This window comes from [Pseudomonas] carboxydohydrogena, from assembly GCF_029030725.1.
In the GTDB taxonomy this organism is placed as follows: domain Bacteria; phylum Pseudomonadota; class Alphaproteobacteria; order Rhizobiales; family Xanthobacteraceae; genus Afipia; species Afipia carboxydohydrogena.
This window is the reverse complement of sequence record NZ_CP113162.1, coordinates 537,088-553,049: the sequence shown is the minus strand read 5'-3', so window position 1 is coordinate 553,049 and position 15,962 is coordinate 537,088. Positions and strand designations below refer to the sequence as shown.

Here is a 15,962-nt window from a genome sequence, read left to right as displayed (position 1 = left end):
CATGGCAAAGTCCCCCGCAAAATCCGCCGCTCCGCGCACGCCCGCCGGGGTGAAGCCGCCCGCGAAGGGCGACCATGTGTTTCTGGTCGACGGCTCGGGTTACATCTTCCGCGCCTATCACGCGCTGCCGCCGCTGAATCGCAAATCGGACGGCTTGCAGGTCAACGCCGTGCTCGGCTTCTGCAACATGCTGTGGAAGCTGATGCGCGACATGCCGCCGGACAACCGGCCGACGCACCTCGCCATCGTGTTCGACAGGTCCGAGGTCACGTTCCGCAACACGATCTATCCCGAATACAAGGCACACCGTCCGCCCGCGCCGGACGATCTCATTCCGCAATTCGCGCTGATCCGCGAAGCGGTGCGCGCCTTCGACCTGCCCTGCCTCGAACAGGCGGGCTTCGAGGCCGACGACCTGATCGCGACCTATGTGCGGCAGGCCTGCGAGCGCGGCGCGAGCGCGACCATCGTCTCCTCCGACAAGGACCTGATGCAACTCGTGACCGATTGCGTCACGATGTACGACACCATGAAGGACCGCCGCCTCGGCATCCCCGAGGTGATCGAGAAGTTCGGCGTGCCGCCGGAGAAGGTGGTCGAGGTGCAGGCGCTGGCGGGCGATTCCGTCGACAATGTGCCGGGCGTGCCCGGCATCGGCATCAAGACCGCAGCCCAACTCATCAATGAATATGGCGACCTTGAAACGCTGCTCGCGCGCGCAGGCGAGATCAAGCAGCCGAAGCGGCGCGAGTCGCTGATCGAACATGCCGGGAAGGCGCGCATCTCCCGCGAACTCGTGCTGCTCGACAACAACGTGAAACTCGACGTTCCGCTCGACGAGCTTGCTGTGCACGAGCCGGATTCGCGCAAGCTGATCGCGTTCCTCAAGGCGATGGAATTCTCCACGCTGACGCGGCGCGTGGCCGAATACGCCCAGATCGACGCCGCCGATGTGCGTCCCGACGATCACCTGAAAAGCGCGAACGCACCTTCGCCTCTCCCGCCTTCGGGGGAAGCCAGCGCGCGCAGCACGACGGGTAGCGACCTTTTTTCCAGCGACGACACCCCGCCCTCCCCCGCGCGCGGGGGAGTGAGCAGGGTCGTGACCAATGGCGACAGCTCGCCTTCCTCGCCGCAGACCCTCGCGGCCGCCCGCACGTCGCAGGCCGCGACCGGCAAGATCGAGCGCAGCAAATATCAGACCATTCGCACGCTCGACGAACTGAACGTGTGGATCACGCGCGCCCACGATCTCGGCCATGTCGCCATCGACATCAAGGCGACCTCGATTGATCCGATGCAGGCCGGCATCTGCGGCATCGCGCTGGCGCTCGCGCCCAACGAAGCCTGCTACATTCCGCTCGGCCACAAGAAATCCGGCGGCGGCGACGATCTGTTCGCGAGCGGCCTTGCCGAGGGACAGATTGAGACCGCACAGGCGTTCGAGGCGCTGCGCAGGCTTCTCGAATCCAACGCGGTGCTGAAATCCGGCTTCGACATCAAGTTCACCTCCGTGATGCTGGCGCAGCACAAGATCGCGTTGCGCACCATCGACGACGTGCAACTGATGTCCTACGCGCTCGACGCCGGGCGCGGCGCGCACGACATCGAATCGCTGTCGGAGCAATGGCTCGGCCATGCGGCGATCAGCCATGGCGACGTGATCGGCAGCGGCCGCAACAAGCTCTCGCTCGATCAGGTGACGATCGAACGCGCCACCGAATATGGCGCGGAGACTGCCGACATCGTCATCCGGCTGTGGCTTTTGATGAAGGCGCGGCTCGTCGCCGAGCGCATGAACAACGTCTATGAATCGCTGGAACGGCCGCTGGTCGGTGTGCTGGCGCGGATGGAACGGCGCGGCATCATGATCGACAGGCAGGTGCTGTCGCGCCTGTCCGGCGATTTCGCGCAAACCGCGACGCGGCTCGAAGCCGAAATCCGCGAGATCGCGGGCGAGGACATCAACCCCGGCAGCCCCAAGCAACTCGGCGACGTGATCTTCGGCAAGATGGGTTTGCCCGGCGGCCAGAAGACGAAAACCGGCGCATGGTCGACCTCCGCCTCGATCCTCGAGGATCTCGCCGAGGAAGGTCACGTCTTCCCGCGCAAGATTCTCGACTGGCGTCAGGTCTCGAAACTGAAATCGACCTACACCGATGCGCTGCCGACTTACGTCAATCCGCAGACCCAGCGCGTCCACACCACCTACGCGCTCGCCGCCACCACCACGGGACGTCTGTCGTCGAACGAGCCAAATTTGCAGAACATCCCGGTGCGCACCGAGGACGGCCGCAAGATCCGCCGCGCCTTCATCGCCGAGAAAGGCCACAAGCTCGTCTCGGCCGATTATTCGCAGATCGAATTGCGACTGCTCGCCGAGATCGCCGATATTCCGGTGCTGAAGCAGGCATTCCACGACAAGCTCGACATTCACGCCATGACGGCGTCGGAAATGTTCGGCGTGCCGGTGAAGGACATGCCGGGGGAAGTGCGCCGCCGCGCCAAGGCGATCAATTTCGGCATCATCTACGGCATCTCGGCGTTCGGCCTCGCCAACCAGCTCGGCATTCCGCGCGAGGAAGCCGGCGCCTACATCAAGAAATATTTCGAACGCTTCCCCGGCATCCGCGCCTACGTGGACGCGACGCGCGATTTCTGCCGCGAGCACGGCTATGTCGAGACGCTGTTCGGGCGCAAATGCCATTACCCCGACATCAAGGCGAGCAATCCGTCGCTGCGCGCCTTCAACGAGCGCGCCGCGATCAACGCGCGTTTGCAAGGCACCGCCGCCGACATCATCCGCCGCGCCATGATCCGGATGGAGGACGCGCTGACGCAAAAGAAGCTCGCCGCGCGGATGCTGTTGCAGGTGCACGACGAGCTGGTGTTCGAGGTGCCGGACGGCAAGGTCGATGCGACCATTCCCGTCATCCGCGAGGTAATGGAGAATGCGGCGTTCCCCGCAGCGCGCCTGTCGGTGCCGCTGCATGTCGATGCCCGCGCCGCCCACAATTGGGACGAGGCGCACTAGACCATCATGGCCTGACCGAATGGGCGAAATACTTGCCAGTCCGCTCGCGGGGTTTGCGCTGACCGCGCTCGTCATCGAGATGACGCCGGGGCCGAACATGGCCTACCTCGCGGCGCTGTCGTTGTCGCAGGGCATTCGCGCGGGACTTGCCGCCGTGGTCGGCGTCGCGCTCGGCCTTTCGGTCTATGGCGTGGCGGCGGCCCTCGGCCTCAGCGCCATCATCGATAATTCGCCGTTCCTCTACGAGATGCTGCGCTGGGGCGGAGTCGCCTATCTGTTATGGCTGGCGTGGGAAGCGTGGGCGAACGAAGCCGAGACCTCGCCCGAAACGGCAGACGACCTCAATGCACGGCCATGGATCGCCTTCCGCCGCGGTCTCATCACCAACCTGCTCAACCCCAAGGCGGCGGTATTTTATGTCGCGGTGCTGCCGGACTTCGTCCAGCTCGGCAAGGGCCCGGTCGCGACGCAGACCCTGATGCTGTCGGCGATCTATGTCGGCATCGCCACGGCCATCCATCTCGTGATCGTGCTTCTCGCCGGACGCCTGCAAGGCGTGATCGCCACACCGGACAAGCGCAGGACCATTCGCCGCACACTGGCGCTGCTTCTGGCTGCCATTGCGATCTGGTTCGCCTTCAGCACCGCCCGCTGACAGCCGGACATTGATTGTTGACGGGCTGCTGCTGCGGTAGCGCCTGTCGGCCACAGTAGGTTAAAGTGCTGGCCATCCGACAATCAACCAACAATCAGAGCCTGCCCGTGTCCACCTCCTCCCGCGCCCGCCTGGCCGACATCATCCGCACCCGCTCGTTCGGGCGCGGCGAGATCACCCTCGCCTCCGGGCGCAAGAGCGATTTCTACTTTAACCTCAAGCCGACCATGCTCGACCCCGAAGGCGCGGCGCTGCTGGCGGAATTGTCCTACGACGCGCTGAAGGACGAGAAGATCGATTACATCGGCGGACTGGAGATGGGCGCGGTGCCGCTCGCGGGCGCCATCGCCCAGCTCTCGTGGATGAAGGGCAATCCGATCGCGGCGTTCTTCGTGCGCAAGAAGCCGAAGGAGCACGGCGCGCGGCTCGCGGTCGAGGGACTTGCAAAGGGCGAGAGTCTCAACGGCAAGCGCATCGTCATCGTCGAGGACGTCACCACCACCGGCGGTTCGGCCATCAAGGCCATCGACGCGGTGAAGGAGTCCGGCGGCGATGTGGTGATGGTGCTGACCATGGTGGACCGCAACGAGGGCGCCGACGCAAATTTCCGCGAAGCCGGCCTCACGCTGCGCGCGCTGTTCAAGGCCGACGAATTCCTGAAAGGCTGACGCGGCATGACGGCAGCCAGCGCGCGTTTCCATACACGCCGGCTTTCCGCCGCCGCCATCGGCATTCTTGTTGCGGCCATTCCCGCGCCCGCCTTCGCAGCCGAGGGTCTGAACGGCGCAAATCTTTCACTATGGTGGGGCCTGCCGTTCGTCGGCATTCTCCTGTCCATCGCCACCGGCCCGGTGCTCTATCCCCATCTGTGGGAGCATCATTTCGGAAAATTCACCGCGTTCTGGTCGGCGTTGATCGTGATCGCGCTGCTGGCGGCGACCGACATCGCGACCGTTACCGGCGCGCTCGCGCACACCGCGTTTCTCGAATACATGCCGTTCATCCTGCTGCTGCTGGCCCTGTTCACGGTCGCGGGCGGCATCTATCTCGAAGGCAATCTGCACGACAGTCCCTTCACCAACACCGCGCTGCTCGCGTTCGGCGCGCTGATCGCCAGCGTCGTCGGCACCACGGGCGCGGCGATGATCCTGATCCGCCCCTTGATCCGCGCCAACGACGACAGAAAGTACAACGCCCATGTCGTGGTGTTCTTCATCTTCCTCGTCGCCAATATCGGCGGCGCGCTGACCCCGCTCGGCGATCCGCCTTTGTTCATCGGCTTTCTCAAGGGCGTCGATTTCTTCTGGACCGCGCAGCATCTGTGGCTGGAGACGTTGACCACCGCCGGCATCGTGCTCGCGATCTTCTGCGCGCTCGACCTTTACTTCCACCATCGCGAAGGACGCTTCGCGCGCGTCAAGGACCCGACGCCGGACAAGCCGCTCAGGCTGCACGGCCAATCCAATCTGCTGCTGCTCGTCCTCATCATCGCGGCGATTTTGATGAGCGCTCAATGGAAGCCCGGCATCGTCTTTCATGTCGCTGGCGTCGATCTGCAATTGCAACATTTGCTGCGCGATCTGGTGTTCGTGCTCGCCGCCATCGCTTCCATCCGCCTCACGCCGAAAGCCGTGCACGCCGCCAACAGTTTCTCGTGGGGGCCGATCAGGGAAGTCGCGATCCTGTTCGCGGGCATCTTCATCTGCATCGTTCCGGTGATGGCGATGCTGCAAGCCGGCTCCCATGGCCCGTTCGCCAACCTGCTGACGCTGGTGAGCAAGACGGACGGCTCTGGCAACCCGGCCGCCTATTTCTGGCTGACGGGCGCGCTCTCATCCTTCCTCGACAACGCGCCGACCTATCTGGTGTTCTTCCAGCTCGCGGGCGGCGATCCGCACACGCTGATGACCACGCAATCCGCGCTGCTCGCCGCGATTTCATCCGGCGCGGTCTACATGGGCGCCAACACCTATATCGGCAATGCGCCGAACTTCATGGTGTATGCGATCGCGCGCGAGAACGGTGTGAAGATGCCGAGCTTTTTCGGCTACATGGTCTGGTCGTCGCTGGTGCTGCTACCGACGTTTCTGCTCGTGACGTGGCTTTTCTTCTAGAGGCGCACGCCCCCCGCCACCGTCTCCTAACCTCGTGTTTACCATCCCGCGATAATGTTGCGGCGCAGGCGGAAAGACCGCCAGCCAACATTTTGTCGCGTCGGTGGAGTGAGCGTTGCGTTTGCGTATCCCATTCAGGGCCGGTTTCGCCGCGCTGCTGGCTTTGCCCCTGCTGGCGCTGACGCCGCATCCCGCCTCCGCGGGCTTCTTCGATTTCCTGTTCGGAGGCGACCGCCCGCAGCCTCGCGCAGCGCAAGCGCCGTCACAGTCTCAGCAGACCGATTTCTTCGGCAACCCGATCGATCCGGGTCCGACAGCCGTCGCGCCCGTGAGCAGCGGCCGCTCCGCCTCCTATTGCGTGCGCACCTGCGACGGAAAGTATTTCCCGCTGTCCGCCCGCGCGGGCGTCACGCCGGCGCAGATGTGCCAGTCGTTCTGCCCGGCGAGCACCACCAAGGTCTATTTCGGCGGCAGTATCGACACCGCGCTCGGCGCGAACGGCGAACGCTACGCCGACTTGCCCAACGCCTTCGCCTATCGCAAGGCGCTGAAGGCGGATTGCACCTGCAACGGCCGCGACCCGGCGGGACTCGCGCCGATCGATCTGTCGCTCGACACCACGCTGCGGCCCGGCGACATCGTCGCCACCACCGACGGGCTCGTTGCCTATAAGGGCGTGTCGCCGATCAACGGACAGACGCCGGAGTTCACGCCGGTCGCGAATTATCCGGGCCTGACATCGGACCTACGCGCCAAGCTCGGCGAGATGAAGGTCGCGCCGGTGCGGGCGGACGTGAGCGAGATCAAACCGAATTCGACTGTCGAGGTCACCGGCGCTTTGTCCGCCGCAAAACCCGCGCATACGGGCAGCGCCGCGCCGAAGATCGCGATGCCGAAAACCCGCGCCGCGATTTACTAAGCAGACAGCCGTTCAGCGGCTCACGATCACGCCGATCACGTTCGGCACCGAGCGGAAACGGTCTTCCCATGCGAGCCGCGCGGCGGTGCGGTTCTCCGGCGTCAGCAGGCCACGCTTTTCCGCGAGAATCATCCAGCAATAGCCCCACCAGTCGGTGAGGATGCCCTCGTCGCCCAACAGATCGTAGCCGTGCTCGGCGGCGAACAGCCGCGCGCGATATTCGTCGAGCGTGTCGAGAAACTCGTGATCTTCCGGCGCGAGCATGTCGTCGGAAATATCCTCGATGGTGTAGCCCCACACCGACAGGCACACCGCATTGAAGGCACGGTCGATCTGGTCGTCGTCGATCATCTGATGGCGCGCCGCCACATGCAGCCGCGTCAGCGTCCGCGCGAAATCGGCGATCCGGGTCATGGCGACGGCGTTGAGCGCGGTATTGGACGCGATATCGGACATGGCACCCTCGAAACGAAAGGGCGCCTCCAGCGGCGCCCGGCGAATCACCATGCTACAGCAATCGTTAAAAATGTTCTATATTTGTTCTCATGCCTAAAACCGCCCGCCACGGCACCAGACCGGGCGGGCGGAATGAAGGATCGCGCTATTCGGCGGCCTGTTTCGCCTCGGGCGCCGCCGCCAGCACATCGGCATCGACCAGCTTCTCGAACTTGGCGAAGTTCTTCTGAAACATGCCGACCAGCGCCTGCGCGGTCTTCGCGAACTCGGCCTTGTCGGCCCATGTCGTGACAGGATCGAGGATGCCGGAAGGCACGCCGGGCAGCGATGTGGGGACCGCAAAACCGAAATACGGATCGGTGCGGAATTTGGCGTCGCGCAGCGAGCCGTCGAGCGCCGCTGTGAGAAGCGCGCGCGTCACCTTGATCGGCATCCGGTGGCCGGTGCCGAACTTGCCGCCGGTCCAGCCGGTGTTCACCAGCCAGCAATCGACATTATGCTTCGCGATCAACTCGCGCAGCATCTTGCCGTACACGGTCGGATCGCGCGGCAGGAACGGCGCGCCGAAACAGGCGGAGAATTCCGGCTGCGGCTCGGAGCCCAAGCCGCGCTCGGTGCCCGCGACTTTCGCGGTGTAGCCCGAGAGGAAGTGATACATCGCCTGCGACGGCGTCAGCTTGGCGATCGGCGGCAGCACGCCGAAGGCATCGGCGGCGAGCATCACGATATTCTTCGGTTGACCGGCGCGGCCGGTCGGAGACGCATTCGGAATCGCATCGAGCGGATAGGCCGAGCGGGTGTTCTCGGTCTTGGAGCCGTCGTCGAAATCGACCGCGCGGGTTTGCGGATCGACCACGACATTCTCGAGGATTGCGCCAAAACGAAGACTGGCGTCGTAGATCGCGGGCTCGGCCTCGCGCGAGAGGCGGATGGTCTTGGCGTAGCAGCCGCCCTCGAAATTGAACACGCCGTCCGGTCCCCAGCCATGCTCGTCGTCGCCAAGCAGCGTGCGGTTCGGATCGGCCGAGAGCGTGGTCTTGCCTGTCCCCGAGAGGCCGAAAAACACGGCGGTATCGCCCCTGGGGCCGACATTGGCCGAGCAGTGCATCGGCATCACGCCCTGCTCGGGCAGATAGAAGTTCAGCGTGGTGAACACCGACTTCTTCATCTCGCCCGCGTAATGGGTGCCGCCGATCAGCACGATCTTGCGGGTGAAGTCGATCGCCACCACGGTTGGCGAGCGCACGCCGTGGCGCGCGGGATCGGCGCGGAAGCTCGGCAGATCGATGATGGTGAGTTCGGGCACGAAGTCCGCGAGCGCCGCCGTCTCCGGTCTGCGCAGCATGGTGCGGATGAACAGCGAGTGCCACGCCAGTTCGGTATAGACGCGCGTTCTAATCTGGAATTTCGGATCGGCGCCGCCATAGAGGTCCTGCGCGTAAAGCGTCATGCCCTCGGCATGCTTGATGAAGTCGGCGTGAAGCGTGGCGAACTGGTCGGGCGTGATCGACTGGTTGGTGCTCCACGACATCGTCGTGTCGGTGAGCGCGTCGCGCACCGTGAACTTGTCCTTCGGGCTGCGGCCGGTGAACTCGCCGGTCTCGGCGCACAGCGCGCCCTCCTGCGTCAGCTCCGCCTCGTTGTTGCGAAGCGCGTATTCATAAAGCGCGGCCGTGCCGGAATTCCAGTGCACCGCCTTGAGATTTTTGAGACCGAACTTGTCGGCGCCGAATGCGCCGTTATGTACGCCACTCTGCTCCACGTCACGTCTCCCCTTGTGCCGCGCATTGTGCGCAGTCGTTGATTTAAGGCGGCGACCTTATCGCCTCGGAAACGGGCTGACGACGAACCCGCTTTTGGCCTTTAGTCGTGCCTGCCGCCTAGTCCTGCCTAAAGGCATGGCGGTAAATCAAGCGATTTCGCTCACCCGGCCTGCGCGCGCGCCTGCGCGGCCAATTCCTTCAGAACCATCCGCAGGACCTCGGGCGTGGTCACGCGCTTCGGGAACGCCAGCCGCAGGGTCCGCCCGTCCGAGGCGAGATCGAGGCCATCGGGATCGCAGGCCACGCAATGCCAGTCCGCCGAAGGCGCATCCGCCAGATGCATCGCATACAGATTCATCGTGTCGCGGTGATCGGCATTGAGATGCGCGACGATCCCCTCCTCCGCCGCGAGCAGGCTCTGCGCATCATCGACCGGCGTGAGAAAGCGCGACGGCGGCAGATCGACGATGCGGCCGAACCCCGCGACCAGATGCACGCCGGTAGGGAAGACCTTGAGAAAGGAGAAATCGGCGAAGCCGGCAAAATCCGCCGCCGAGGGGTGGAACGCGAGATACCGCCGCCTGATGCGCAGCAGATCGTCCGGCGCGGGCGGCCGCGCCTCGCCCGCCAGCATGATCCGCACGCCCTCGAGCGGATCGCCCGCCCGGCGCTCGTCCAGCATCACCGAGACGCGGGCATCCGAGACGATATTTTTGGTATGCAGCGCCAGCGCCGAGACCAGCAGGAGCGGCGCGCCATCGGCGTCCGGCGCCACGTTCACCAGCGAACAGTAAGGTGCGCCGGAACCGGCCATCAGCGTCGCCAGCGCCCCCTGGCGGCTGGAACGGAGCAGATCGCGGACCATTCCGGCGGAATCGGGCGATAGCGGCGGTGTCATGGTCCAGAACCTTTCTTGAAATTAAAGGACTTTTTCCGAGCAAAAGGTGGTTCTTTTCGTGTTTTGGCGCATTATATGAGTGAAATCAGGTTGATTTGCTCAGGGCTGGGGAACCCGGTCACATTTCAGCCCAGCTTGCATTGCTCGTGGATTATCCCGATTGCCTTATTTTGCTCGGCATCAGGGTCTCAACCAGACGCATCAAAACGCTCGGAAACCAGACCATGCCAACAATCGCTCTCGTTGACGACGATCGCAACATCCTCACCTCGGTCTCGATCGCGCTGGAAGCCGAAGGCTACCGCATCATGACCTACACCGACGGCGCTTCCGCGCTGGACGGCTTCAAGACCAGCCCTCCGGACATGGCGATCCTCGACATCAAGATGCCGCGCATGGACGGCATGGAGACGCTGCGCCGCCTGCGCCAGAAATCCGACCTGCCGGTGATCTTCCTCACCTCCAAGGACGAGGAAATCGACGAATTGTTCGGCCTCAAGATGGGCGCCGACGATTTCATCCGCAAACCGTTCTCGCAGCGCCTCCTCGTCGAGCGCGTCAAGGCGGTGCTGCGCCGCGCGGTGCCGAAGGACCCCAGCGTCCAGCAGAAGGAACTCGACGCCAAGGCTCTGGAGCGCGGCATGCTGCGCATGGACCCCGAGCGCCATACCTGCACCTGGAAGAACGAGCCGGTGACGCTGACGGTCACCGAATTCCTGATCTTGCAAGCACTGGCCCAGCGCCCCGGCGTCGTGAAAAGCCGCAACGCGCTGATGGACGCCGCCTATGACGATCAGGTCTATGTCGACGACCGCACCATCGACAGCCACATCAAGCGCCTGCGCAAGAAGTTCAAGGTCGTCGACGACGATTTTGAGATGATCGAAACGCTTTACGGCGTAGGCTATCGTTTCAAGGAAGCCGCCTGAGCGGCTGTCCACTTTGCAATCGAAGCTGACGGCGGGCTTCCTGACATCAAGGCGCCCGCCGCAACGACAGGCGAATGGGTTTACGATTGCTCGATCGCACGCCATCAGATCAATCGAAGACCTCCGGCGGTGCTGAACCGGCCGGCCTCGCGGCTGACGACACCGTTGAGGATTTCGCGCCCGCCGAGGTTCGCGCCAAACCGCTGAGCGTGTTCCAGCGCGCCAGCCGCTATTTCCTTGCTTTGACGTTCTCCAGCCTGACGCGGCGCATCGTCTCGCTCAATCTCGCGGGACTGATCGTGCTGGTGGTCGGCATTCTCTATCTGTCGCAATTCCGCGCGGGCCTGATCGACGCGCGCGCGCAGAGCCTTCTGGTGCAGGCCGAGATCATCTCGGGCGCGATCGCGGCATCCGCCACCGTCGAGACCAACGCCATCACCGTCGATCCGGATCGCCTCGGCGACCTCAAGACCGGCGAGAGCTACGGGCCGAACGACGAAACCCTGTCCGGCATGGATTTTCCGATCAACCCCGAGCGCGTCGCGCCGGTGCTGCGCCGCCTGATCTCGCCGACCAAAACGCGCGCGCGCATCTACGACCGCGACGGCGTATTGCTGCTCGACAGCCGCAGCCTTTACGGGCGCGGCGACGTGCTGCGGTTCGAACTCCCCGCGCCGTCCGACAGCAAGCCCGGCCTGTGGGAGCGCACGGTGATCGCGATCCGCACCTGGCTCAATCGCGGCGACCTGCCGCTGTATCGCGAACTGGGCCCCGAGAACGGCAACGGCTACGGCGAGGTGCAGCAGGCGCTCGACGGCCAGAGCGCCAGCCGCGTGCGGATCAACGACCGCGGCGAGGTGATCGTCTCGGTCGCGGTGCCGGTGCAGCGCTTCCGCGCGGTGCGCGGCGCGCTGATGCTCTCGACGCAAGGCGACGACATCGATGAAATGGTCACCGCCGAACGCCTCGCGATCCTGAAAGTGTTCGGCATCGCCGCCGTGGTGATGATCGCGCTGTCGCTGCTGCTCGCCTCGACCATCGCGGGCCCGGTACGCCGCCTCGCCGCCAGCGCCGAGCGCGTGCGCCGGCGCATCAAGACCCGCGTCGAAATTCCCGACTTCTCCTCGCGCAGCGACGAGATCGGCCATCTGTCGCAGGCGCTGCGCGACATGACCGGCGCATTATATAAACGCATCGACGACATCGAGCGGTTCGCCGCCGACGTCGCGCATGAGCTGAAAAATCCGCTGACCTCGATGCGCTCGGCCGTTGAGACGCTGCCGCTGGCGAAATCCGACGACAGCCGCGGCCGCCTGCTCGCCGTGATCGAGCACGACGTGCGCCGCCTCGACCGCCTGATCTCCGACATCTCGGACGCAAGCCGCCTCGACGCCGAATTGCAGCGGCAGGATGCCGCGCCGGTCGATATCCGGCGCCTGCTGGAAACGCTGACCGCCGTCGCCAACGAGACCCAGCAGGGCCACGAGGTGAAGGTCGAAACCCGCTTCGAGGGCACGGCGTTCGATGCCTTCTCGGTGCCCGGCCACGATTCCCGCCTCGGCCAGGTGATCGCCAATCTTCTCGCCAACGCCCAGTCCTTCTCGAACCCCGGCAGCAAGGTCCGCGTCATCTGCCGCCGCCGCCGCGATCAGGTCGAGATCGTGATCGACGATGACGGCCCCGGCATTCGCCCCGGCGCGTTCGAGAAAATCTTCGAGCGCTTCTACACCGACCGGCCGCATCAGGGCTTCGGCCAGAACTCCGGTCTCGGTCTGTCGATCTCGAAACAGATCATCGAGGCGCATGGCGGAAAGATCTGGGCCGAGAACCGCGCCGGTCCCTCCAACGCCGAAGGCGACGCGCGCGTCGCCGGCGCGCGCTTCGTGGTGCGGCTGCCCGCGACATGACGCCGCCGCCCGCCAGCGTTCACGCCTCCGCCGTTCGTGTCGGCGAACCGGGCGATCCTCATTCGCGGCGCGTCCGGCACCGGCAAGTCGCGCCTCGCGCTCGATCTTATTCTCGCGGGCCGCACCGGCGCGATCGCGCAGACGCTGCTGATCGGCGACGACCGCGTGCGTCTCGATACGCGAGACGGCCGTCTCATCGCGCACGCCGTGCCGGAGCTTGAAGGCATGATCGAAATTCGCGGCCTCGGCATCCGCCGCTGCGACTTTACGGCCGAGGCAGAGGTCGCGCTGGTGGTCGATCTGGCCGCCTCGGATGCTGCGCGTCTGCCACCGCCCGAGCGGCTCAAAACCTTGATTTCAGGGGTCGAATTGCCCCGGATTCCGGTCGCCGCCGGAGACAATCCGCTGCCGCTGGTGCTCGGGTTCCTGATCACGAATTAACCCTCCGGACATCTGGCGGTAAGGCTGTTTCGGATTGCCGGAAGGGATTTGGTAACCATATAAATCCCACTATAACCTCCAGTTTAGCCGGCACGGCTTCCTGCGGTTTCAGCGGGGCAATGCCATTGACCCTCTTGCGCCCAGGCGCGGGATGGTCAACATGTGGCCCTTTCGTGCGGTGCACCATAACGCACCCGCGAGGAGTCTTTGATGATTGGTCTTGTTCTGGTGACCCACGGGCGTCTTGCCGACGAGTTCAAGGCGGCGCTCGAGCATGTCATGGGTCCGCAAAAGCAAATCGAAACGATCACGATCGGCGCGGAAGACGATGCCGATCTGTGTCGCAGCGATATTATCGAAGCCGTCAAGCGTGCCGACAGCGGGGAAGGCGTCGCCATCCTCACCGACATGTTCGGCGGCACGCCGTCGAACCTCGCGATCTCCTGCATGAGCCGCCCGAAGGTCGAGGTGCTCGCGGGCATCAACCTGCCGATGCTGGTGAAGCTCGCCAAGGTGCGCGAGGAGAAGTCGCTGCCCGACGCGATCGCCGCCGCTCAGGAAGCCGGACGCAAATACGTCACCATCGCCAGCCGCGTTCTGGCCGGAAAATAAAATATGGCGGACGAGCAGACCTCACGGGCCGATGCCGTCGTCCGGGAAATCCCGATCACCAACAAGCGCGGCCTGCATGCGCGCGCGTCCGCCAAGTTCGTGCAGATGGCGGAGAAGTTCGACGCCGAGATCACGGTGACGCGTAACGGCGAGAGCGTCGGCGGCACCTCGATCATGGGCCTGATGATGCTGTCGGCAGGCATCGGAACCTCGATCACGGTTTCCGCCACCGGCCGCGAGGCCAGGGAAGCGGTCGAGGCCATCGCCACGCTGGTGGAGAACAAGTTCGACGAAGAATAACGCCGCCTGCCGCACGTCCGACTCCCGCGAAACCCCTTTATTTCTGTCCCGAAGCGGCATTCGGCCTTTGCCGGAAAATCCCGCAAATGCTATCTCCGCGCGCATGACAACCACCAAGATTTCCAACATCCGCAACTTCTCCATCGTCGCCCATATCGACCATGGCAAATCGACGCTGGCCGACCGCCTGATCCAGACCACGGGCGGCCTCGCCGAGCGCGAGATGAAGGAGCAGGTGCTCGATTCGATGGACATCGAGCGCGAGCGCGGCATCACCATCAAGGCGCAGACCGTCCGCCTCCACTACAAGGCGAAGGACGGCAAGGACTACGTCTTCAACCTGATGGACACGCCCGGCCACGTCGACTTCGCCTACGAGGTCAGCCGCTGCCTCGCCGCCTGCGAAGGCGCGCTGCTGGTGGTCGACGCCTCGCAGGGCGTCGAGGCGCAGACGCTCGCCAACGTCTATCAGGCCATCGACAACAATCTCGAGATCGTGCCGGTCCTCAACAAGGTCGATCTGCCTGCCGCCGAACCCGAGCAGGTCAAGCAGCAGATCGAGGACGTGATCGGCATCGACGCCTCCGACGCCATCATGGTGTCGGCCAAGACCGGCCTCGGCATCCCTGACGCGCTGGAAGCCATCGTCACCCGCCTGCCGCCGCCGCAGGGCGACCGCGAGGCCACGCTGAAGGCGCTGCTCGTGGACTCATGGTACGACGTCTATCTCGGCGTCGTCGTGCTGGTGCGCGTCGTCGATGGCGTGCTGAAGAAGGGCGACCGCATCCGCATGATGGGCACGGGCGCCGCCTACGACATCGAGCGTGTCGGCGTGTTCACGCCGAAGATGGTCAATGTCGATGAACTCGGACCCGGCGAAGTCGGCTTCATCACCGCCGCGATCAAGGAAGTCGCCGATACAAGAGTTGGCGACACCATCACCGACGACAGGAAGCCCGTCACCGAGATGCTGGCGGGTTTCAAGCCGGCGATCCCGGTGGTGTTCTGCGGCCTGTTCCCGGTCGATGCCGACGATTTCGAGACGCTGCGCGCGGCGATGGGCAAGCTGCGGCTCAACGACGCCAGCTTCTCGTTCGAGATGGAGACCAGCGCAGCACTCGGCTTCGGCTTCCGCTGCGGCTTCCTCGGCCTGTTGCATCTCGAAATCATTCAGGAACGATTGAGCCGCGAGTTCAACCTCAACCTGATCGCGACCGCGCCGTCCGTCATTTACAAGATGCACCTCACCGACGGTCAGGAGATCGAGATCCACAATCCGATCGACATGCCGGACGTGGTGAAGATCGCCGAGATCGAGGAGCCGTGGATCGAGGCCACGATCATGACGCCGGACGAATATCTCGGCTCGGTGCTCAAGCTCTGCCAGGAGCGTCGCGGCACGCAGAAGGAGCTGACTTACGTCGGCAGCCGCGCGATGGCGAAATACGAACTGCCGCTCAACGAAGTGGTGTTCGATTTCTACGACCGGCTGAAATCCGTATCAAAAGGTTACGCCTCGTTCGACTACCACCTCACCGACTACAAGGCGGCCGACCTCGTGAAGATGCAGATCCTCGTCAACAACGAGCCGGTCGATGCGCTCTCCATGCTGGTGCACCGCTCGCGCGCCGAAGGTCGCGGCCGCGCCATGGTCGAGAAGATGAAGGAACTGATCCCGCCGCACATGTTCCAGATCCCGATTCAGGCGGCGATCGGCGGCAAGGTGATCGCGCGCGAAACCGTGCGCGCGCTGCGCAAGGACGTCACCGCGAAATGCTACGGCGGCGACATCACCCGCAAACGCAAACTTCTGGAGAAGCAGAAGGAAGGCAAGAAGAAGATGCGGCAGTTCGGCAAGGTCGACATTCCGCAGGAAGCCTTCATCGCGGCTTTGAAGGTTGATAGCTGAGCCCTGCATGTCTCGAAAATAAAAA

The 15,962-nt window shown here is 64.2% G+C and carries 13 protein-coding genes and 1 pseudogene; 11 read left to right on the top strand and 3 right to left on the bottom strand.

From position 1 onward, the window contains the following. Window position 1: 1 nt before the first annotated feature. The 5 genes from polA to AFIC_RS02615 all read left to right on the top strand — a co-directional run bounded on the left by polA (window position 2) and on the right by AFIC_RS02615 (window position 6,722). The gene (gene polA / locus AFIC_RS02635) at window positions 2-3,034 is read left to right on the top strand and encodes a DNA polymerase I (RefSeq protein ID WP_420833359.1); all 3,033 of its coding nucleotides are present in this window, start codon (window positions 2-4) and stop codon (window positions 3,032-3,034) included. A 19-nt stretch (window positions 3,035-3,053) separates the two neighbouring features. Further along, a complete protein-coding gene (locus AFIC_RS02630; protein ID WP_275247638.1) occupies window positions 3,054-3,689 on the top strand; it encodes a LysE family translocator in 636 nt (211 codons plus the stop codon). Window positions 3,690-3,796: 107 nt separating this feature from the next. Beyond that, complete coding sequence (gene pyrE, locus AFIC_RS02625; RefSeq protein WP_275247637.1) at window positions 3,797-4,357, top strand: orotate phosphoribosyltransferase; 561 nt, start codon at window positions 3,797-3,799, stop codon at window positions 4,355-4,357. 6 nt (window positions 4,358-4,363) lie between these two features. Further along, a complete protein-coding gene (locus tag AFIC_RS02620; protein WP_275247636.1) occupies window positions 4,364-5,803 on the top strand; it encodes a sodium:proton antiporter in 1,440 nt (479 codons plus the stop codon). Between the two features lie 115 nt (window positions 5,804-5,918). After that, a complete protein-coding gene (locus AFIC_RS02615) occupies window positions 5,919-6,722 on the top strand; it encodes a DUF2865 domain-containing protein (protein WP_275247635.1) in 804 nt (267 codons plus the stop codon). A gap of 12 nt (window positions 6,723-6,734) precedes the next feature. Here AFIC_RS02615 and AFIC_RS02610 read toward each other — a convergent pair whose 3' ends face one another. From AFIC_RS02610 to AFIC_RS02600, 3 genes are all read right to left on the bottom strand, one after another. Continuing rightward, window positions 6,735-7,178 (bottom strand): hypothetical protein, encoded by a 444-nt coding sequence (locus tag AFIC_RS02610; protein ID WP_275247634.1) that lies wholly within the window; start codon window positions 7,176-7,178, stop codon window positions 6,735-6,737. Window positions 7,179-7,323: 145 nt separating this feature from the next. Further along, window positions 7,324-8,940: a phosphoenolpyruvate carboxykinase gene (locus AFIC_RS02605; protein WP_275247633.1), complete on the bottom strand. Its 1,617-nt coding sequence runs from the start codon at window positions 8,938-8,940 to the stop codon at window positions 7,324-7,326. A gap of 161 nt (window positions 8,941-9,101) precedes the next feature. Next, on the bottom strand, window positions 9,102-9,839 hold the full coding sequence (locus AFIC_RS02600) for a HugZ family pyridoxamine 5'-phosphate oxidase (RefSeq protein ID WP_275247632.1): 738 nt from the start codon (window positions 9,837-9,839) through the stop codon (window positions 9,102-9,104). A gap of 224 nt (window positions 9,840-10,063) precedes the next feature. Between AFIC_RS02600 and AFIC_RS02595 the strand changes: the two genes are divergently transcribed. The 6 genes and pseudogenes from AFIC_RS02595 to lepA all read left to right on the top strand — a co-directional run bounded on the left by AFIC_RS02595 (window position 10,064) and on the right by lepA (window position 15,937). Then, window positions 10,064-10,768 carry a response regulator transcription factor gene (locus tag AFIC_RS02595; RefSeq protein ID WP_275247631.1) on the top strand — a complete coding sequence of 235 codons (705 nt, stop codon included), beginning with the start codon at window positions 10,064-10,066 and terminating at the stop codon, window positions 10,766-10,768. A gap of 74 nt (window positions 10,769-10,842) precedes the next feature. Continuing rightward, window positions 10,843-12,675 carry a sensor histidine kinase gene (locus tag AFIC_RS02590; protein WP_275247630.1) on the top strand — a complete coding sequence of 611 codons (1,833 nt, stop codon included), beginning with the start codon at window positions 10,843-10,845 and terminating at the stop codon, window positions 12,673-12,675. After that, window positions 12,672-13,116, top strand: a pseudogene (locus AFIC_RS02585) (HPr kinase/phosphorylase). The gene AFIC_RS02590 and the pseudogene AFIC_RS02585 overlap by 4 nt, the downstream one beginning before the upstream one ends. Window positions 13,117-13,326: 210 nt before the next feature. Next, on the top strand, window positions 13,327-13,728 hold the full coding sequence (locus tag AFIC_RS02580) for a PTS sugar transporter subunit IIA (RefSeq protein ID WP_275247629.1): 402 nt from the start codon (window positions 13,327-13,329) through the stop codon (window positions 13,726-13,728). Between the two features lie 3 nt (window positions 13,729-13,731). Then, the gene (locus AFIC_RS02575; RefSeq protein WP_275247628.1) at window positions 13,732-14,028 is read left to right on the top strand and encodes an HPr family phosphocarrier protein; all 297 of its coding nucleotides are present in this window, start codon (window positions 13,732-13,734) and stop codon (window positions 14,026-14,028) included. A 103-nt stretch (window positions 14,029-14,131) separates the two neighbouring features. Beyond that, the gene (lepA, locus tag AFIC_RS02570) at window positions 14,132-15,937 is read left to right on the top strand and encodes a translation elongation factor 4 (RefSeq protein ID WP_275247627.1); all 1,806 of its coding nucleotides are present in this window, start codon (window positions 14,132-14,134) and stop codon (window positions 15,935-15,937) included. Window positions 15,938-15,962: the final 25 nt, after the last annotated feature.